The following is a 20,490-nucleotide window of genomic DNA, read 5'->3' on the forward strand; positions in this document are numbered from 1 at the left end:
CTACCCCTTCATTTTATCACAATTAGCGAGAAAAAGATTAATAAAAGGGCGTGTCAATTGAAAATCACGTCTGTTTAAAACACCTTATCGGTATTTATCCGAGATTCCTTGCTAAAGGCGTGTTCATCTAGAAAAAGGCGGGAATCCCGCGCTTTTATTTTGATGTCCCATTAAAGGTTTCAATAATTTTAGTATAGTTATTTGTATTGACCCCTTCATACTTTGAAAGCTTTGTCAGCTCAAAGATGCGATCTTCCTTACTTAGAAGAAGTTGAAAAAAAAGCAAACAGATTAGTTGGATGATTATCACTTTAATTAAAAGCCTTTCAATTGTTTTCATGAACTGTCCCTTCCAAACTAGGTAATACAATCAGTATGGAAAGAAATCCGACTTCTCATTCACCTCAATTACATATACAGACCTTTTTTCTTCAAGTCCACTTGCTTTTCAAAAATGAACCTCATCAATGTTTGAACCTCATTTCTTGGAGGGTCTATAAATTGAATATGAAGTAACCTATTGCCATGGTCCTTCTCCGTCACCCTTATCACTTTACTTTTCAACCGCAAGTATTGAATTTCCCCTGACTTTAATGTAAGGGCCATCCATAGATATAGTTCTGAGACAGATCCGATATCCACCCCTTTTAAAAGCCTGATTGAAGCCCCACCCGCACTGATGTCCTCGGTCAGGGCTCGGAATGGGGAAAACTCATACTGTATGGGATGCAATGCGATATCCACCGTTACATCAAGACGGACATACTGTCTCCTCTGAATTTTCACAAACGTCTCTACTTCGGGTACCATTAGTTGAATCATCGGGATTTGCCCTTTCACTTTGCCCAATACCTCGGAATCAAAAATATAAACGGCTTGTTCCTCATCCGTAAAGGAAATGTTCAGTTGAGTTCCATCCACTAGAAATACAACTTTTCCCGTCTCGATATTTATGGGGTAGTCTACGTAAACGCAACCAGATTCCATTTCTACGACCATACATTTAAACTTTTCCTTTTGGGAAGAGTATTTTTGCTCTAGCGTCAGCATATCGCCTATTTTAAACATTGTGTCTACACGTCCTTCGTTATTCTTAAAAAGGATCACCACTGAAGGAATTAATGAAATTAAACCCTTAATTTATTCCACATAATCCATAAAAAGTTTATTTGTATTATGTCATGGAAATGGAAAAAGGAAAAGTACCTAGGCACTTTTCCCTATATTTATTTTAGATATTAGTGTGGATGTTAGATTAACTTTTCATAAACAGGTTCTGCATTTTTCAATTTTTCTACCTTTTCTTCCCTGCCGTTGTCAGCATTAATGAAAATTCGGTAGGTATCTTCCTTAATCGTTCCAAGAAACTCGTAACAAAGTACCTCTTCACCTATGTCATTTATAATTAAAGCCTTTCCCTGCTCCATGATTTTGACGTTCGGATTAATTTTTTCTTTCGCTTCTTTTTCTGTAATTGTGGCATCACCAATATCCCTAATCTTATTTGCTTTTAAATATTCTTCTGCAGAAAATCCGATGATGGATCCATCGTCCAAAGCCACTTTTACCTTGACCGAGTCTGGGTAAACCCTTATTCCATTGACAGTAGAAACAAAATTAAACAGACCTATGTGACCATATTGCACACTTTCAAACAACTCAAGCGATCTAAAGTCATGTTTCTTAAGAAAAGCGGATGCTTTACCGTAAGCTTGATTTAAATCAATATTCGTTTTTTGCACCTCCCGATTATTGATATACCAGATGGGATAACCACCCTTTTTGGTCATATCCATATTCACCTCGGTATCCTTTTCCTTATCCAGGATACTTATGCTATAAAATCCATAATCAGAGCCTTTTCCGTTTTCTTCAACATTTACTTTTACATTTTCACTTTGATTATTTGAATACGCTCGCGCGGCCGTGACAGCCTCTTTTTTCGTCAATGCTTTCCCGTTTAAATTTTGATAATTTTTGTCCTTCTGCTCTGCAGAGATATATGTTGGATTCATTTCATTCGTTTCACCATATCCTGCGACTTTTTTCTCTACCGTTTTAAACCCATCAATGATTGTATTATCATTATTCTCTTTTCCCGTCGCTAGTGCTAACTCGACATCCATCCATCTTAAATTATTTTTAAGTACAAGATATTGCACTTTTCTTAACTCACCTTGAATATCTCCAGCTTGAGTATACAAAGAATTTAAATTCGCGTATTCTTTATCGCTCAGCGGCTGCTTTTCCAAATCACGAACCGCAGTTCGGTAACTGAAGTCTGCGATTTTCGATAAAAATTCTTCTGTCTTATTAAAAGGAAGTAAGGTCAGTGGCAGCTGCCCAACATCACTCTGTGCCTCAGAAGTGATTCGCCAAACGTCGGTAAGGGCTGGACTTAAAGAATGTTGTGAATTCATGGCGAGCGTACTCCCAATTTTGTCATGTAATAGGTCCACCTGATAGCTTAAATCATGAAAGGCCCGCTGATACGTGTTTTCGGCATTAATTAATACAGCATTTTTTTCTTTATGTTCTTGGTATCCCCAAAAGGCAGTTCCTCCAACGACTAAAACAAGCAGGACAATTACTATATTCCTAACCATAATTCATCACCTCTTTACTTACAGAAAATATGCTTTCCGATTTTTTTAATTTGTGGTCTGGACCAAATCCACTTGCTTGTTGCTGTTTCAGGATTGAAATAATATTCCGCATTACCGCTTGGGTCCCAACCGTTAATCGCATCCAAGACCGCTTCTTTCGCCCTTTCGTTCGGAGTCAACCAAATTTGCCCATCCGCAACTGCCGTGAACGCACGAGGCTCAAAAATCACGCCTGAAACGGTATTTGGGAACGAAGCGCTCTCCACCCTATTGAGGATCACTGCTGCCACTGCAACCTGCCCTGTATATGGTTCGCCTCTGGATTCCCCATATACGGCATTTGCCATCAGTTGGATATCATTCTGTGAATATCCTCCTGGAAGGTTCGCAGATGTAGCGGTACCTGTAGACTTATTATCCGATGTAGAGTCATTCGCCTTACTTGTTGAGGCATTCTCTTTATCTTTAACTTTTACTTGCTTATCAATGTCGACTCCCCCGTAATAGGTAAACTCATTTCCTTTATTGATCTGGTCATGGACAAATTCCTTATTGAAATTAGATGCATCTGAAAGTTTCTTTTTTGTCGTTGACCCTGCAAGACCGTCGATTGGCAGGCCGAAGTCTTCTTGGAAATTACGTAGTGCCCAATAAGTTCCCCAGCCATATGCCCCATCGATTTTCCCTTGATAATAACCAATGTTTTGTAAGCGTGCCTGTAATTCAATTACATCATCGCCAACAGCGCCCCTTTGAATAACTTGACTCGAAAAGGCATTTGTTCTTGTTTCCGGGAAAATTCCGAAACAAATCGTTATGCATGAAAGTAGCAAGAGCCATTTCCACGTTGACGAAATTCCTTTCATCAAAAACACTCCTCTTTACTTGAATTAACGTTATTCTATTTTCTTCTTAACCCGCGCTTTTATTCCAAGGCAATAAAAAACGGAGTGGGCAAATTATGCCAACACTCCGAAATAAGAAATAATATTATTTACTTAGATAATGATTTTGAGAAATCTTTTCTGCATGAAACTTTGACAATAAGCGGGCTTTTTTCACTTTTTTCATTCCCAGCCACCATAGGTAAACCATAAAGGGCATGATTAAATGTATCCAGAACTTCTGGGAAATTAAAATATAATCATAGATGCCATGTAACAAAATCGGGATAATCAATGCCAGGAATACGTACAACCTATTATTATCAGCGGAAAATTTTGCTTTACCCAAATAATACCCCATGATTACGCCGAACAAGGCATGGCTCGATACCGGCAGGATCGCTCTACTGAAAGCATGTTCCACACCATTCGCTAGCAGGTACAAAATGTTTTCCATTGTTGCGAAGCCAAGGGAAACCCCTGCCCCATAAACGATCCCATCATATGGTTCATCGAAGGCAATATGCTGATAAATGACGTAGATAAGTATGAACCACTTAAAAAATTCTTCAAGCAAGGCTGCCCATAAAAATGCATTGGCGAGATTAGTATCTAAAATGTGTTCCGTTTCGAGCACATATTGTATAAACATAATTGGTAGAACAAGGAATACACCGAATAGAAAAGTTTTGATGACCACCGAAATGGGTTCGGTATCATATTGATCTTTCAAATAAAAGTAGCTGAGTAACGCCAACCCTGGCGCAATAGCCGCTGACAAAATGACCAGCATGGCCGACCTCTTTTCTTTTCCTTAATCGTACCATGGAATGGAGAAAAATAAAATCCTGTAATTAGTCTTCCTGTTTTTTTACTTGGTCAATATTTAAAGTGCTTTCCGTCTATAGCTGCTTCACTCGCCAGAAGGATTGCTAATTTAATACGCGCTTTTTTACTGTCATAATCCGCGCCTAGAATCACTCCTCTATGCTTTAAGTCTGCAGCACTACCTACATAGTCATATGCGGGGTATACCTTCCCCTCCTCGGCAGCTGTAGTCATGACGATGGTAACCCCTTTATCGATTGCATCTTGGATGGCAGGCACCATGTGCGGGGTTACTTGACCTCTACCAACCCCCTCGAGTACGATTCCTTTGGCATCATGTTCGACAGAAGCCTTAATATAAATACCATCGACGCCGGTGTGGCATTTGATGATATCAACTCTCGGTAAATTACGTTGAATCTCAAAGCTCTCCCTGTATAATGGTTTTTGATAGATGCTAACGACTTCGTTATCAATAATCCCCAAGTACCCATACCCATAGGATTCGAATCCTTGTAAATTGGAAGCATGTACTTTCTTAACATACTTTGCCGAATATATCCTTTCGTTAAAAACTACGACTACCCCTACATTTTCAAGAAGAGGGCTCGCAGCAGTTAAGATAGAGTTTCTTAAATTGGAATACACATCTGTTCCAACTTCTTGCGGAGACCGTTGCGAACCCGTCACCACAATCGGGCGATTGTCATTAATTGTGAGATCCAAGAAGAAAGCCGTTTCCTCTAATGTATCCGTACCATGGGTCACAACTATTCCAGCCACATCCGGATCTTTCAATTCTTCTTGAATTGCTTGTTTAAGTTCATCCATTCTATCTAAATCCATGGACATGCTCGGTATTTGAAAAAGATCAACCAGTTTAACTTCAATTTCCTTTGGTAGCTCGCAAAGGGATGCCAACTCTTTTCCACTCAAAGCGCCTGATGATAACATGCCGCCCGTGGTTTCTTTACTTGCAATCGTTCCACCTGTCGTGATTAATGATATTTTCTGCATTGTTACCCAGCTCCTTATTTACATATCCTTTGAAGCTAAATGTTGAGCAATTAATCCGCCGTGGAACCTGCCATTTTCAATGAAAATTTCATTGGCATTATTTCCTGCTGCCAGGACACCCGCGATATAAAGGCCTTCAACATTTGTCTCCATCGTCTTCTCATCATAAGTAGGTCTTCCTGTTTCTTGATCGATCGAAATGCCCATTGCTGCTAAAAATGAATGATCGGGGTGGTAACCCGTCATGGCAAATACAAAATCGTTTTTAATTACCTTTTGCACGTCACCAACATGATAAGCCACACTATCTTCAGTAATCTTATCTACAGTGGCGTTAAATTCCATCACGACTTTACCATTACGGACCAATGACTCGAACTCAGGAAGAATCCATGGTTTAATACTTGTAGAAAATTCGGATCCTCTATAAAGGACTGTAACCCTTGCCCCGGCCTTGACCAATTCCAGTGCTGCATCCACACTTGAGTTTTTACCACCAATGACAGTAACGTCACAGTTAAAGTAAGGATGTCCCTCCTTGAAATAATGGAACACTTTAGGAAGCTCTTCGCCCGGAATGCACATATAATTAGGATGATCATAATAACCTGTAGCTACGATGACACGTGACGCCGTATAATTACCTTTAGATGTTTTAACGAAAAAGCGTCCGTCATCCTGTTTTCTCACTTCTTCAACCTTCTCGAACTTATGTACCCGTAATTCTTTTCTCCTGACAACTTCCCTATAGTAGGCCAGTGCCTGATTTCGCACGGGTTTCCGATTTTCGGTAATGAATGCCGTATCCCCTATTTCTAACTTTTCACTGGAACTGAAAAAGGTCTGATGGGTAGGATATCGATAAATGGAATCGACTACGTTTCCTTTTTCTATAACAAGGGCCTGAATTCCCTCTTCTTTTAGAGCAATAGCAGCTGACAGTCCACATGGGCCCCCACCGATTATAATTACTTCTTCTTCATTCATTTTACACGCACTGCCTTTCCAACAATAATATTAAGTTATATTCTTCTCCTATTAAAAAATCCTATCATTAAATGATAGGATTTTTTACATATCTTTTCAATGATAATGCTCGTACGCTCTAGCAATACAAGTTAATCATACATCATTAAATTATTAAATCCATCCACGGAAGCGAGATGCTTCTGCCATTTTCCTAACACCGACCATATATGCTGCCAATCGCATGTCAACACGTCTGGATTGGGAAAGATCATAAATGTTATTGAATGATTTCACTAGTATTTTTTCGAGCTTTTCGTCAACTTCTTCTTCAGACCAATAATATCCCTGATTGTTTTGGACCCATTCGAAGTAAGATACGGTAACGCCCCCAGCCGAAGCCAAGACATCAGGAACCAATAAGATTCCACGATCCGTTAGAATTTGCGTAGCTTCTATAGTAGTCGGGCCATTGGCTGCTTCAACCACGATGGAAGCTTTAATGTTTGAAGCATTCTCTTCCGTGATTTGGTTTTCAATGGCGGCTGGAACCAAAATATCGCAATCCAATTCTAGAAGTTCTTGATTAGTGATTGTCGTTTTGAACAGTTTTGTAACCGTACCGAAACTGTCTCGACGGTCAAGTAAATAATCAATATCCAAACCATCTGGGTCATGAAGTGCACCATAGGCATCGGATATACCGATCACTTTAGCACCGGCATCATGCATGAATTTCGCTAAGAAACTACCTGCATTCCCAAATCCTTGTATGACGACTCGTGCCCCTTTAATATCAATGCCGCGTTTCTTAGCCGCTTCATTAATGCAGATGGTCACACCTTTAGCTGTTGCAGATTCACGTCCATGAGATCCACCTAGTACAAGAGGTTTACCAGTAATGAAACCAGGCGAGTTGTATTCATCTATACGGCTATATTCGTCCATCATCCACGCCATGATTTGTGAATTAGTAAATACATCTGGTGCAGGAATATCCTTTGTGGGTCCTACGATTTGGCTGATTGCACGGACATAACCCCGGCTAAGTCTCTCCAATTCCCGGAAGGACATATTACGTGGATCACATACAATTCCACCCTTCCCACCACCATAAGGAAGATCAACAATGCCACATTTCAAGCTCATCCAAATGGACAGTGCTTTTACTTCACGTTCCGTCACATTCGGATGAAAACGAATGCCACCTTTTGTAGGACCAACAGAATCATTATGCTGTGCCCTATATCCTGTGAAAATTTTGACGGAACCATCATCCATACGAATTGGCATTTTCACCGTCAATAATCGTAAAGGCTCTTTTAAAAGCTCAAATACTTCTTCAGGATACCCCAGTTTGTCCAGTGCTTTATGTATTACTGTCTGGGTAGACTTTAGCACGTCATGTTTTTCTTCCTCATTCACATGGCTATTCCCTTTTGCCGATTCCATTATAGTACCCCCTATATAATCTAGATCCATTATTATTAGTGATAAGTGCTCTTCAGTGCTAGTATACACCTTCGCAATATTAAAGCAAAGAGTAAAAATGGGAATTTAAAAGTTAGAAATATTCAAAAAATGAAAACGGTAACATTTACGTTTATATACTTGATACTTCCCCTAATCTTAGAGGTTAAACCGAAAAGGAACGAGGTTATCCAGGCAAACCGTTTTCGGCTATATTTGAAGTGTCTGCCCTGTCTCCTCTTTTCTACTAAATGAAATGCGTGATTAAAACATGTATGGCTTCCTTTTCAATTAGGCGGGTTCCGTATTCATTTATGCGGGATAATGTCAGCGTCGAAGCATGGCCATATTCGGCTGCAAGGGAGATGACCGTTTCATAAGTTGCATCCCTAACACCCTCAATCAATAAATAGTATTTTCCTTCATAAAAATAAAGGGCACTATTGAGCATCCCTTGGAGGGTCAGACGATGACACAACTGAATTACATCTTCAAAATCGTGGAAAACATAAAGAATATGGGGAGATTCATCAACTTTAACCTGCAAATCCAGAAATTCTTCTTCCTCAGTAAATAATTCTTCTTCATCCTTCGTTACTATAATGATCAACCCTTGAGCAGGTAGGGAAAATATTTCAATGGCAATCGAACCACTCATTTTAAAACTGAGCTCTTCACACGCTTCTTCCACCATATCTTGAAACAATTTGTGCACTTTCAAGGAATTCCCTAAGATATCTTCTTTTGTGATGCCTCTATCAATTAAATCATCGAGGGTCAAAAAAATCTTAATCTTATTGTTCGTTAATCGTTCCAGTTTCATAAAAAAATGCCCCCTGGTTTCCATCTTCATACATCATATGAAGACTTGGTCTCAAGGTGCATATCCATTATTTATGAGGAAAACATTAAAATTTCAACCACTTATCCCAATCCGATTGGAGACCGCCAATGAATACATGCTTGAATTTATTACGGTCATCGTCAGAAAGATGATTCAGCGCTTCTCCCCCAAGACCTATTTTCAGGTCAGGGAACTCCTGCCATAGCTCATCTATCAACTTTAAAGTTCCCGGGAGATTCTCAGAAAGCGAACATGACATAAAGAGGTAAGATGGTTTGATTATATTCAATACAGTAAAGAGGTCTTCATTAGCTATCGATTCACCTAAATAAACCGTTTCATACCCTTTTCTTTTTAAGAAGATTGTGAAAATCAGCAAACCGAATTCATGCTTTTCCCCTGGCGCACAAACGGTTAGTGCTTTTGGCAATAAACCACTTGTCGGGATAGTATGCATAATCGAACTGATTCTAGCTTTGATAATGGATGAAGCAAAATGTTCATGGGCTGAAGTAATTTCACCTTTTTCCCATTTATTTCCTATTTGAACCAAGATACCTCCAAGTACTTCAACTACCGTTTGCTCGATACTGTACATACTGAATGCCTGACTAATAATCAGCTGGGCCTTATTTTCATTGAAGCTTAACAGTGCATCAAGGAGTTCATTCGCTAATTTGAGCGTTTGTTCATTATTTTGCTTGGTTTCGTGGACATCTTCCGCTATCCTTTCAGATCCTTCAAGCAACGAAACGGCTTGACTAATCGTGAACCCTTGGTCTGTTTTATTGATTAACCACTTTAGGATTTGCAGATGCTTTTCCGTATACAATCTGTGACCTGAATCATTCCTGATAGGTTCAATAAAGTGATAACGTCTTTCCCACGCCCGTAAAGTACCTGGCTGGATACCTAGCAGTTTAGAAACTGCCTTAATATTATATTTACCTTCTTGCATAAGTTTACAAGGCCTCCAATAACAGAACATCATTGATGAAATTATAGTGGATTAATTCCACTCTGTAAAATTCAAATATGCTCATTGAGTTAACGGCCTAATAGATTTTCTCCAAAACCTCTCCATATTCTGTAGATTTCCCTTTTTTCAATGTGAACAGATGGGTTTCCGGCTTTGCCTCAAGCCTTAATGGCACAGTACTTGTCCCATATCCATTACTAGTTATGTACATGCATTCCGTTTCGTTCCTTATGCCTCCCAAACGATATGGGCCAAATCCAAATATGCGTATCTGCCCACCATGGGTATGCCCCGAAAGAACGAGACTGATACGATTTTCTGACTTTAGTTGTTCTTTAACAAGTGGATTGTGACTGATCAAAATCCGAAAATGCTCATCCCCGCAGTCCGAAAGAGCAAGGTCGAGTCTGTCTCTTTCAACGGAAATATCATCTATGCCTAAGAGAGCAACCTTTTCTCCTGACTCCGACTCAAAAGAAACGGAAGTGTTATCCAATATCTTGACCCCGAGATTCAGAAGTGAGGCATCCAATTCATGAAAGTCCCCTTCGTAATCATTATTCCCCCATACAAAATATATAGGACCAATCTCTTTCAGTTTCAAGATATTTTTTTCTACCCGCTCTAAAGGGACTCCACTTTCCCTGATATCCCCTCCAATAATGACTAAATCCGCTTTACCAACGACATCTTCGATTAAACGATCCGATATGATTCTCCGATGTAGATCGGAAATAAAAAAAATCCGAATTTCCCCAAATCCTTCCGGAAAGTTGCTGAAATATAAATCCTGGATAAGTAGCCTATCTTGTTTAGCTGTACGCCACATGTAAAAAACCATCACACATATAAGCAGTAGCAAACCCAAAAACACATAAACCAAAAACATCTTTCATTAAACCTTCTTTCTTTTCATTACCGAAATCCTTCCGAAACTTACTCATAAAACCATAATACCCGCTATTCAATATTCCTAACTAGGAGTTTATTTATTTTCATGAAATAAGTTAATATCATAGTTCTTCTTCATCATGTCAAATACCTTGTGCCGATTTTTCCATTCATCCTCTTTTTCCCACAACTGTTTGCTTTTGTTGATAATTTCACATCGAAGCAATTGAAATTCCTTTTCTGCTTTATCCATTTTCTTTTTGATCATCATCATATAACCATAGATTCCGGTCGTCGCAGCCAAAAATAAAAAATGGCTAAAATGGTCAACAAAGACACTGAACATCTTAAAGAACGAATAGGAATAAGGAACAACTATATATAAATAAAGATATATCAAGAAAAGAGCAGCGATAATCATTGTTGCCCATAAACTATGAAGATGCTTCTTTTTGAGCGTCTCGAATTTTTTTTTGCGGACCACAACATTCTGTAACATTTGTTTTGCCGCCTGATCGGTTTTATCATCCAATAAAATGATTGCCGGTTCCATTTATCTTCCCCCTCTTTCCTAATCCTTCAAATCATGATATGAGGTTGTCTTGGAAAAAATGATAATGGGGCGGATCTTTACTATAAATAACCCAACCTTAGGAAAAAAAGCACCCTGTCGTTCTTAAGAGACAGAGTGCTTTTGCTTTTACTTTTTCAGTGGTATCTTCAAGACTTGTCCCTTCGAAATCTCATTGCCATTCAGCCCGTTCCATTTCTGAATTAGCGCAATGCCTTCCTGCGATTTGTAGTAGTTCATCGCAATCCTGAACAATGTCTCTTCTGCCTGAACCGTATGGTAAACAACTTTATATCCGTCAGCCTCCGATTTGGTAGCTGCGGCATCCCCAGAAGCTACTTTATTATCTGCTTCTTGTTTGGCTTTCGCTTCCGCTTCTGCTTTAGCCTTTGCTTCTGCCTCTTGTTTGGCTTCCGCTTCTTGTTTGGCTTTTACTTCCGCCTCTGCTTTAGCCTTTGCTTCCGCTTCTTGTTTGGCTTTTTTCTTTGCTCTTTCTTCTGCAGCCTTATCTTCCTCTTGCTTTTTTTCTTTAAGCTTAGCAGTATCTTTTTCTTCTTTTTCCTTAATATCCCCGGCCGTTGCCGTTGTCGGCACAGCCTCTTCTATAGTTTCTTCGTCATCACTAAAATTCACCACTTCACTACTTTTGGTATCCTTTTCAGGCCTATCCTGAAGGTATGTATAAAGACTATAAAATCCTATAGGAAGCAAAATGAAAAATAGCGATAATAATTTAATCATTGGGAACTTTATCTTCACTTTGCTTTTTTTCTTTTTACTCTGATGAACCTCACTTCTTTTTGGTAAAGATGACTTCACCTTATGACGATCGGATCGCGTACGAAGTTCTCCAGCTTGATCGTTTTCATTCTCTTTTACACGACTCATCTAAGTCACCACCCTCTTCACATACTGCCAGCTTTACATACTTATGTCTTATTAATATACCGAGGATAAAATCTATTAAAAAATGGGCTGTGATCGTCACTAAAATATTTTGGGTCCATTCAAACAAAAATCCGATGAGAAAGCTTAAAAGCGTCACATTCAAAAATAAAAACCAATTAAATAAGTAACGATAATGAACCGCCGCAAAGATAATGCTCGTCCACAATAAGCCTATATGTGTCTGCATAACACCACGAAATAATAATTCCTCGCTAACCGCTACTAACAAAGAGACGATAAAGATCATGGGATATGGTAGGCTACTGAAAATGCGTTCATTGACTCCACCATCATCCTGATAGGAAACAGGGGTCACTTTCATCATAACCACATCAAAAATGACCACTAAGATTCCAGCAGGGACACCTATCAACAAAATATCCATATCTTTAATGTCAAATAAAGAACGAAAGGTAGAAAAATCTTCAAATAAGATAATACCTAAAAAAAAGCCAATCGTTAAGAGAATAATTTGGGTCAGGAACAAATTATATAGTAACTGTTTGTCTGTCAGCTGTTTAATTAATTGCGCCTGCTTATTTTTCATGCCCATTATCCTTATCCAATAAGATAAAAGCTAATTCCTGTTTCCATGTAGAATATGAATTACCCTGCTGTTCCTTTACTGCCGGCCATACATCCAAGATATTTTTTGCATCTATTCCACAACGATCGCAACATACGTCATTCCCTTTTTGCTGCTCTTCTTCAAAATAATGCAAAATGCCCAAACGCCTACATATTTTAGTATGAATCCAATTCAAAAAAACGTTCAGCTTTGCCTGATTTTGCATCTTTCTTGTATGACAATAGTCTTTCATCCTTGTTCTATGCAATGGTGAGTCATCATCCGTCAGAAATTGTGTAAAAAAACGGAATTGAATATCATTCAAGGAAAAGCTCTGAAGAAGATGCTCTTTTTCAGAAAGACTTAAATCAGCCATACTTCTATTCGCTTCATTTAAATACGAACAAACGGCCTCAATTTGATGGTCAGTTGGTAGCTGTTGTTCCATCAAATGCAACGGAAGTCCTTCATCTCCTTCGCTATATAGTAAAATGGCTACACTTTGTTTTTGGTCACGGCCTGCCCTCCCTATTTCTTGAAGGTATGATTCCATTGTGGATGGCATATGAAAATGGATGACAAATCTAACATCAGCTTTATTGACTCCCATTCCAAACGCACTCGTTGCACAAATGATTTTTAACTGGCCCAAGATGAATTGCTGCTGAATGAGCATTCTTTGCTCCTGTTCCATACCTCCATGATAATAATTGACACTACCGACTCCATTTTCCTGTAAAAAACCCGAGACCGCTTCAGCCACTTTTTTCGAAGAAAAATAAATAATTCCACTACCTGGAAATTCCCTGACAAGCGAGAGGACACGGGCAAGCTTTTCTTCGTAGCTATATATATTTTCCACAAGTATCGCGATATTTTCCCGATCAACGGATGAAACGATTTCCTTGGGTTGGGAGATATTCAAGTTCCTGATTATATCTTGCCGTACTTCTTTTGTTGCTGTTGCCGTCAAGGCAAGCGTTAATGGGTTACTTAACTTACGCCTCACTTCTCCCAAGTTCAAGTAATCCGGCCTGAAATCATATCCCCATTGAGAAATGCAATGCGCCTCGTCAATGACAAATAAGCCTATGTCAATTTTCCTTAAAGACTGGATTACACTTTCTAGCCCAAGCATTTCGGGAGACAGAAAAATAAACCGATACGTTTGCAATCGTTCAAATGCCTGTTTTTTTTGATACGCGGTCAAAAAAGAATTGAGGGTCAGAACACTTTTTTCCCCTCTCATCTTAAGCTGATCCGCCTGATCCTGCATCAAGGATAATAACGGTGAAACAATTATAGCCGTCTTATTGATAAGGTAAGCAGGGAGCTGATAACATAATGATTTACCAGACCCTGTGGGAAGCATTGCCAATGTGTCGGTCCCTTCTAGCAAGGATTCGATTACCTCATGCTGTCCAGGACGAAAATTGTCAAATCCAAATTTATCTTTCAGGACTGTATTCAAGTTCATCCTCTATCACCTATTTTCGCAAGTACAAGCCTTATTTGAAAAAAACTAATTTGCTCATTATCGACAGCTTCCTTGATTGCCTTGAGTTTTCTCGTATTCAACCGTTTAATGACCGTAATGATTTTGTCTTCATCCTCTATTGGAACATAGTCATTTATCGAAAAACTTTTGTCCGATAGCACGATTTCTACGAGATGATCCTCAATCGTATTTCCTTTTAAGCGACGAATCTCTGCAATTTCCTGTATCGTTTTCCCTGCCTGAATATATTGCAGAGTCGTATGTGTCGATTGTGTTAGATGAGGATGCCCACCATTTTTCCAATCATGGATTAAAGAAGCCAACAGAGGGTAATCGCGTACTGTTGATATCTCTGCGAGCATTTGATGCAATGAATCGAGAAAAACGTAGTGCACAAACCACTCATCAATTTCTTTCCTTTTTCCAATCTGCTCAAACGTAAGTCCGATTCGATTGACTCCCGTAATTTTCAAAACAAAAATGTCACGGTTCAACTCACTTTGCATCTCTAAGAGGGTGACCAATTCATCAAAAAGATGCTGAGCAAGTAACTCTCGATTTTGTTGGTTGGCATATAAAAAACCCTTTACGAATTCCTGTACTCGTTGATTCTGTTGTATCGGATAAAAAGGCCTTTCATTGTGGACAATATGGGATATAGTTTGGATAAGAAGATTGAGTCTTCTCCAAAAATCCGGGGTGATGTTTTGGTATTTCCACCCATTTAGTGATAAAGGAAGAGGCCACTTTTTGAAATAAGAGGCCAACGCCCCTCCTCCTTGTTCACTAATCAAATACACATCATTTTTTTCCGTTGGTTCGATTAGTTTCAGTTCAAGAAACAATTTTATGTTTTGAGATAACTCCTCCCGGGTAAAACGAGGCATAGTCCCAAATATGTTCGTCAGACCAAATAAATGCGCATCCTGAATAGTCTGGGACGATTTTTTACCCTGAAGCATATGATAAATTGCGTAGATGGAACGCTCACCTTGGAACTTTTGTATCGCATATAAAATGATTGCTTGAAGATAATTGTTCATGAAACTCACATCCTTGTTCCATTTATCCAATTATATTGTAACAAAAATCTGCAAATACCGCCTTTTTTTATGTCATATATGCAACGATATTTGTGAATAAACAACTAAATACGTACTCGTTATAAAGAAATTTTCCCAATAATTTGTGTTGACTTTTCATATACTGCCGTATTATCGTTACATTTTCTATTGATAAGTTCGGCATTCGGTCTTACAATAAGAAAGAGATGTTAATCTATAATAAAAAGGTTTTGAGTTGTAAATCAACTTAGGAGGGGTTTTATTCATGGCTAAATTTACTATTGTTGATAAAGAAACATGTATCGCTTGTGGAGCTTGTGGAGCTGCAGCACCAGATATCTATGATTATGATGATGAAGGAATTGCTTTTGTTACGCTAGATGATAACGAAGGAATCGTTGAAATCCCCGATGTTCTTATAGATGACATGATGGATGCATTTGAAGGATGCCCCACAGACTCTATCAAAGTCGCAGACGAATCATTCGAGGGCGACGCTTTAAAATTCGAATAAGAATAAAAGCCATTTTCATTTTGAGAATGGCTTTTTTTATGTATTTTTTAAAACTTCTCCCCATACATTAAAGAGGCAGAAACAACCCAGTTATCATCTGGTTGTTTCTGCCTCTTTTTATATATTAAGCATGTTTATATAACACTTGTTTTATTGATCCATGTTTGGAGTTTAACAAATAATAGCATGAAAACGGAAGTAATGAGCACTCCTTTAATGATGTTAAAAGGGAGTATTGCCGCAGTTACGAATTGTCTTGACTCTGGTGCGGTCATGGCATCCCATCCCATAAAGAAAGTATATGCCGGTAAAAAGACATAATAGTTCAAGACACTCATAATTAGCGCCATGGAAACTGTTCCGGCTAGCAAGGCAAATGTCATTCCTTTTTTCGAACTTATTTTTTTATATACATAATATGTTGGCAGTATGAATAATACCCCCGCTATAAAGTTAGAGATATGTCCAACCGGTACACCCGTATCGCTTCCAGTCATGACCATATCCAATAAGTTTTTCAGGAATTCAACTAAAACTCCTGCAAGCGGTCCGAAAATCAATGCCGCCATCAGTGCTGGGATGTCACTAAAATCAATGTTCAGAAAAGGCGGAAATCCCGGAAATGGAAAATTCAAAAGCATTAGTAGGTAGGAAAGACTTCCTAGCATTGCAAGTGTGACCATCTTTTTAACTTTGTTCGATTTCATAGTTCTCTCTCCTTCTTTTTCTTGATCTACCTTGAAAAAGAGGTTAGGGATCCTTCATGAATGTTGATGTTCAATAAAAAACCCCTTAATTCCGACAGAATTAAAGGGATAAATTAAAGGTTTCATCAAACAAACGTTCAGCACTTGACTGTTTGAACGCATTCAGGAACCTCCATCTTCTCCCATCCAGACTATACTGTCGGCTTTGGAATCTCACCAAATCCTGCCCTAAGGCTCGCGGGCTTAGAAGAATTTTTCTTCATCACCGCCGGTGGGGAGTTACACCCCGCCCCGAAGATAGACCTATAAAATTAATTTACAATTTTCATTATAAATGATTTTTCTTTTTTTGAATAGTATTTTCATCGCAACTATGAATTTACGACAATCGAATATTACACTTTTATTCATTTTAAACAAAATATGTATTTATAATCACGACATTTTACTCGGTCTAAAATAATTTTTATTTTTAGAAAATTACGACTCAAACCCTTTGCCCTTGCGGTTTTGGACGAGTGAATTTCAAAGCAACTTTAATTAAAGCGCTTACATATAGGTATGCCAAATTGACAGTTTTCCCATTTCAATTGTAAAATTAACTGAAATTTAAGAGAATTTTACCTAGGAAGGTGTTTACACGTGTATCAGATTTTAGTAGCAGATGCCATCAAACCAGAAGGACTCGGACCGCTTTCAGAGGCATCCAATATTCTTCTTATTCAGAAGACTGTAGAAGAAGCAGCAAACGAACTTGATCAGATCGATGCAATACTGGTTAGAAGTGCAACAAAAGTTACAGAAGATTTAATGAACCGCATGCCAAAACTAAAGATCATTGCTCGCGCAGGTGTCGGCGTTGATAACATTGACATTCCTGCTGCAACAAAACGAGGAATCGTTGTTGTGAATGCTCCTGACGGAAATACAATTTCAACAGCTGAACATACATTTGCCATGATGGCTTCCTTGATGCGCCATATTCCGCAAGCTTATGCTTCCCTGAAAAATGGAGAATGGAAACGATCTTCTTATACAGGAACGGAACTTCGCGGAAAAACTTTAGGCATTGTTGGTTTCGGACGAATTGGTGGAGAGATTGCCAAACGCGCAAAAGTTTTCGGCATGGAAGTCATAGTTTATGACCCATTCTTAACAGCCGATCGTGCAAAAAAAATGTCCGTAACTTCCCTGACTTTAGATGAATTGCTCCCTAAAGCAGATATAATCACTGTACATACACCTCTAACGGACGAAACTAGAGGGTTAATCAATAAAGAAAAGTTACTCACCTGTAAAAAAGGCGTGTACGTATTAAACTGTGCGCGTGGCGGAATCCTTGATGAAGATGATTTATATGAAATGATTGTCGAGGGACATGTAGCTGGAGCCGCATTGGATGTTTTTGTTGAAGAACCACCGCTTGGCCATAAATTACTTGAACTTGATAACGTCATCGCTACTCCTCATTTAGGAGCTTCCACTAAAGAAGCCCAATTGAATGTTGCCGTTCAAGTCGCCCAAGAAGTATTAACCTATTTTGAAGGTAATCCTGTATCAAGTTCAATTAACCTTCCAGCCATTTCTAAAGAGGTGTTTGAAAAGGTTCAGCCATTCTATCAACTAGTCCAACAAATGGGCTCCATTGCCTCACAATGCATGAAAGAAGGCATTCAGGAGATTTCCGTAACTTATGCAGGTGAATCATTGGACTTCGACACCGCTATTCTAACAAAAAGCCTAATAGCAGGCTTCTTCAAATCAAGAGTAGATGCTTCAGTTAATGAAGTGAATGCGCTATTGGTTGCTAAAGAGCGTGGCATTACCATTGGCGAAAAGGTTTCTACTGACTCTCTAGGTTATTCTAACCTGATCAGTCTAAAAGTAAAAGGCGACACTCGCGAATTAACCATTAGTGGTACTCATATCGAGAACTATGGTTCCCGGATTGTCAATCTGAATGGTTTCAAAATTGATTTCCATCCAGAAGCTAATTTACTTTATATCCAACACACTGATAAACCTGGAGTAATCGGTAACGTCGGTAAAATTCTTGGTGATCATGCCGTAAATATCGCGACTATGCAAGTTGGTCGTAAAGAAGCTGGCGGGGAAGCTATCATGGTATTGAGTTTCGATAAACCATTAGAAGATAATATGAAGCAATTCTTAGAGGAAACACAAGAAATTACTTTCATGGCCCGAATAGCTTTATAATTTCCACTTAAGGATGCCCCACTAGCGGGCATCCTTTTTTTGTTGAACGACCCTCATCTGCCTCTCACATCGCAAGCATGCACTTGACCTTTAATTAACTAAGTTAGGAGCAACGGGTACTGTAATCTCTTCCGATAAATTCAGAGAACCTACCATTTCTACAGGGGAGTTTTCAAACTTCACCTTTGCATAGCCAAAGTCTTTAGCTGTAAATAGAATGACTTCCAAACCTTGAAGCGACTCTGAATCATTCTTCAAGCGGCCTTCTTGTGCCAGTTCTACAGTTACTAAACCCCCATCATATGTTAGGTTCTCCCACTTCAAACTCTCCGGTAGAGCAGAAGAAATCCCTTCTATGCCAGGTTCCTCCTTTGCCGCTTGTAGGGCCTCTTCCATGTTCTGATAATCGATATTGCTAGGCACAAGGAAACTTGAAGATGATTTATCCGTGTGATAAAGAAAGAATGTGCGATTCTTGTGCTGGGGAATTTCTTCTTCTATTACTGTTCCGGCATGAGCAAAACTGGCACCAGATTTTCCGTCCGTTGTAAATGTCACTTTATCAATATTTAGATAGGATAAGGTTTCTTCCATGGTTCTAAGAAACACGATATCCTCATCCAACAGATTACTGCCTGCCCGTAATTCGATATTTGCTGTGTTGTTGGTGGGAACATGGGATACCTTAATATCTAGAGGGAAATAATCGGACAGGCCATATTTTTTCTCATTAATGGTCGACATCTTTTTTACCACCTGATCCAAGGCTTCCGTTTCTTCGATAGTATCGACTACAAAAGATAGAGGTACGATAAAATTCTGTTGGTGATCAGGCACGCCTAGAGTTATTGTCGACTTCCCCCGCAAATCTTCTGAGTAGATCGCACGAATGGGTGTTTTTTCTTTTTCCACTTGTTGAGATTTACTTTTCAATTCATTTTTTTCTATTGGTTCGCCCTCAATATCTTCCTTTACATCCTGCTTTTCATGTGATTCAATATCATGCTTTTCTTGCTTATCCAAAATGATCTTACTTTCTGAAATGGCCAATTTTCCATTGCCGTGGCTATTAACCTCCTGCTCTTGAGATTCATCTTTTCCAATCATCAGTGAAGATCCAATGATCATCATTAAGAATAAGGAGGCAATGCCCACAATACGAGGAATCCAAAGTTTTTTACGGTTTCTTCTTTGCTTACCTTCTATCCTCGAAAACACTTCTTTCTTCGAGCGTTTATCTTTTACCTCCGGAAGTTGGCGAAGCAAGTCCTCAATTTCTCTTTCTTTCCAACGGGATTTCTTCAAAGGAATTCCTCCCCTCTTCTGATGAATCATCCATCATTTTTTTAATCGCTTTTAAAGCGCGGTGTTGCGTTGTTTTTACCTTACTTTCACTCCAATTCAGTACACCCGCGGTTTCTGAAATGGACATGCCTTGTATGTACCGTAAAATAATGACTGCTTTTTGATTAACAGTACATCGATTCAAGCAACGATATATCTCTCTGACATTATCATTCATAATGGCCACTTCTTCGGGAATCGGCTGATTATCTTTAATCATCTGACCATCCCAATCAATATTGGGAATGATTTTATTCTTCCATCCTTTTTGTTTCCGAAAATAATCAATGGTCACATTTCTCGCAATGGAATACATCCAGGTTTTTTCACTACTATTGCCTTCAAAACGATTATAGGCCTTCATTATCCTTATATAAACTTCTTGAACCAGGTCCTCTGCCGTTTCACGGTCTTTGGTCATATAATAAATGAATTGATAAATTTCCTGGTGATATTTTTCATAAAGATCGTGGAAAATGGAATTCATTATTTCTCCACATCCGTTCATAATTATAGTCGATATTTTCATATGAAAGTTACATACTTATTTTATACTAATTACCCAATTCACTCC

Annotated in this window: 21 protein-coding genes and 1 riboswitch; of the genes, 2 read left to right on the forward strand and 19 right to left on the reverse strand. The window is 38.8% G+C overall.

All coding sequences use genetic code 11. The annotated features are described in order from the left end of the window. Positions 1-154 precede the first annotated feature (154 nt). From AC503W_RS12090 to AC503W_RS12165, 16 genes are all read right to left on the reverse strand, one after another. Positions 155-340 carry a YpfB family protein gene (locus tag AC503W_RS12090; protein ID WP_402869200.1) on the reverse strand — a complete coding sequence of 62 codons (186 nt, stop codon included), beginning with the start codon at positions 338-340 and terminating at the stop codon, positions 155-157. Between the two features lie 68 nt (positions 341-408). Next, a complete protein-coding gene (locus AC503W_RS12095) occupies positions 409-1,068 on the reverse strand; it encodes a flagellar brake protein (protein WP_402869203.1) in 660 nt (219 codons plus the stop codon). A 182-nt stretch (positions 1,069-1,250) separates the two neighbouring features. Continuing rightward, positions 1,251-2,606: a germination protein YpeB gene (ypeB, locus tag AC503W_RS12100; RefSeq protein ID WP_402986101.1), complete on the reverse strand. Its 1,356-nt coding sequence runs from the start codon at positions 2,604-2,606 to the stop codon at positions 1,251-1,253. 14 nt (positions 2,607-2,620) lie between these two features. Beyond that, complete coding sequence (sleB, locus tag AC503W_RS12105; protein ID WP_402869207.1) at positions 2,621-3,475, reverse strand: spore cortex-lytic enzyme; 855 nt, start codon at positions 3,473-3,475, stop codon at positions 2,621-2,623. A 121-nt stretch (positions 3,476-3,596) separates the two neighbouring features. Further along, a complete protein-coding gene (gene prsW, locus AC503W_RS12110; protein ID WP_402986105.1) occupies positions 3,597-4,283 on the reverse strand; it encodes a glutamic-type intramembrane protease PrsW in 687 nt (228 codons plus the stop codon). Between the two features lie 86 nt (positions 4,284-4,369). Further along, positions 4,370-5,335 carry an asparaginase gene (locus tag AC503W_RS12115; protein ID WP_403079376.1) on the reverse strand — a complete coding sequence of 322 codons (966 nt, stop codon included), beginning with the start codon at positions 5,333-5,335 and terminating at the stop codon, positions 4,370-4,372. A gap of 18 nt (positions 5,336-5,353) precedes the next feature. Continuing rightward, complete coding sequence (locus tag AC503W_RS12120) at positions 5,354-6,322, reverse strand: YpdA family putative bacillithiol disulfide reductase (RefSeq protein WP_402869214.1); 969 nt, start codon at positions 6,320-6,322, stop codon at positions 5,354-5,356. A 153-nt stretch (positions 6,323-6,475) separates the two neighbouring features. Continuing rightward, positions 6,476-7,753 carry a Glu/Leu/Phe/Val family dehydrogenase gene (locus AC503W_RS12125; RefSeq protein ID WP_402869216.1) on the reverse strand — a complete coding sequence of 426 codons (1,278 nt, stop codon included), beginning with the start codon at positions 7,751-7,753 and terminating at the stop codon, positions 6,476-6,478. Between the two features lie 265 nt (positions 7,754-8,018). Next, positions 8,019-8,594 carry a genetic competence negative regulator gene (locus AC503W_RS12130; protein WP_402869218.1) on the reverse strand — a complete coding sequence of 192 codons (576 nt, stop codon included), beginning with the start codon at positions 8,592-8,594 and terminating at the stop codon, positions 8,019-8,021. Positions 8,595-8,679: 85 nt separating this feature from the next. After that, entirely contained in the window at positions 8,680-9,573 is an 894-nt protein-coding gene (locus tag AC503W_RS12135; RefSeq protein ID WP_494914303.1) for a MerR family transcriptional regulator, read from the reverse strand. A gap of 97 nt (positions 9,574-9,670) precedes the next feature. Then, entirely contained in the window at positions 9,671-10,423 is a 753-nt protein-coding gene (locus AC503W_RS12140) for a metallophosphoesterase (RefSeq protein ID WP_494914305.1), read from the reverse strand. Between the two features lie 156 nt (positions 10,424-10,579). After that, entirely contained in the window at positions 10,580-11,038 is a 459-nt protein-coding gene (locus AC503W_RS12145; protein ID WP_402869222.1) for a DUF2663 family protein, read from the reverse strand. 147 nt (positions 11,039-11,185) lie between these two features. Next, positions 11,186-11,944 (reverse strand): LysM peptidoglycan-binding domain-containing protein, encoded by a 759-nt coding sequence (locus tag AC503W_RS12150; protein WP_494914307.1) that lies wholly within the window; start codon positions 11,942-11,944, stop codon positions 11,186-11,188. Then, the gene (locus AC503W_RS12155) at positions 11,922-12,551 is read right to left on the reverse strand and encodes a CPBP family intramembrane glutamic endopeptidase (RefSeq protein WP_402869226.1); all 630 of its coding nucleotides are present in this window, start codon (positions 12,549-12,551) and stop codon (positions 11,922-11,924) included. Before AC503W_RS12155 ends, AC503W_RS12150 begins: the two co-directional genes overlap by 23 nt. After that, positions 12,541-14,049, reverse strand: a complete 1,509-nt coding sequence (locus tag AC503W_RS12160; protein WP_494914310.1) for a RecQ family ATP-dependent DNA helicase — start codon at positions 14,047-14,049, stop codon at positions 12,541-12,543. The genes AC503W_RS12155 and AC503W_RS12160 overlap by 11 nt, the downstream gene beginning before the upstream one ends. Further along, positions 14,046-15,113, reverse strand: a complete 1,068-nt coding sequence (locus tag AC503W_RS12165) for a YpbB family protein (RefSeq protein ID WP_427686895.1) — start codon at positions 15,111-15,113, stop codon at positions 14,046-14,048. Before AC503W_RS12165 ends, AC503W_RS12160 begins: the two co-directional genes overlap by 4 nt. A 286-nt stretch (positions 15,114-15,399) precedes the next feature. Between AC503W_RS12165 and AC503W_RS12170 the strand changes: the two genes are divergently transcribed. After that, positions 15,400-15,648, forward strand: coding sequence for a ferredoxin (locus AC503W_RS12170; protein WP_402869232.1), 249 nt, complete (start codon positions 15,400-15,402; stop codon positions 15,646-15,648). A 134-nt stretch (positions 15,649-15,782) separates the two neighbouring features. On the opposite strand, the gene AC503W_RS12175 is transcribed toward AC503W_RS12170, so the two are convergent. Continuing rightward, on the reverse strand, positions 15,783-16,355 hold the full coding sequence (locus AC503W_RS12175) for an ECF transporter S component (RefSeq protein WP_402956660.1): 573 nt from the start codon (positions 16,353-16,355) through the stop codon (positions 15,783-15,785). Positions 16,356-16,525: 170 nt separating this feature from the next. Further along, positions 16,526-16,658, reverse strand: a riboswitch (FMN riboswitch). A gap of 339 nt (positions 16,659-16,997) precedes the next feature. Here AC503W_RS12175 and serA point away from each other — a divergent pair. Further along, positions 16,998-18,572 (forward strand): phosphoglycerate dehydrogenase, encoded by a 1,575-nt coding sequence (gene serA / locus AC503W_RS12180; protein WP_402956658.1) that lies wholly within the window; start codon positions 16,998-17,000, stop codon positions 18,570-18,572. Between the two features lie 90 nt (positions 18,573-18,662). Here the strand turns inward: serA and AC503W_RS12185 are convergent, their stop codons facing one another. Together AC503W_RS12185 and sigX are read right to left on the reverse strand one after the other, a co-directional pair. Beyond that, positions 18,663-19,877 carry an RsiX family anti-sigma factor gene (locus AC503W_RS12185; protein WP_427686893.1) on the reverse strand — a complete coding sequence of 405 codons (1,215 nt, stop codon included), beginning with the start codon at positions 19,875-19,877 and terminating at the stop codon, positions 18,663-18,665. Then, complete coding sequence (gene sigX, locus AC503W_RS12190; protein WP_427687030.1) at positions 19,843-20,424, reverse strand: RNA polymerase sigma factor SigX; 582 nt, start codon at positions 20,422-20,424, stop codon at positions 19,843-19,845. The genes AC503W_RS12185 and sigX overlap by 35 nt, the downstream gene beginning before the upstream one ends. Between the last annotated feature and the right edge of the window lie 66 nt (positions 20,425-20,490).

The organism is Peribacillus suis (assembly GCF_059384845.1).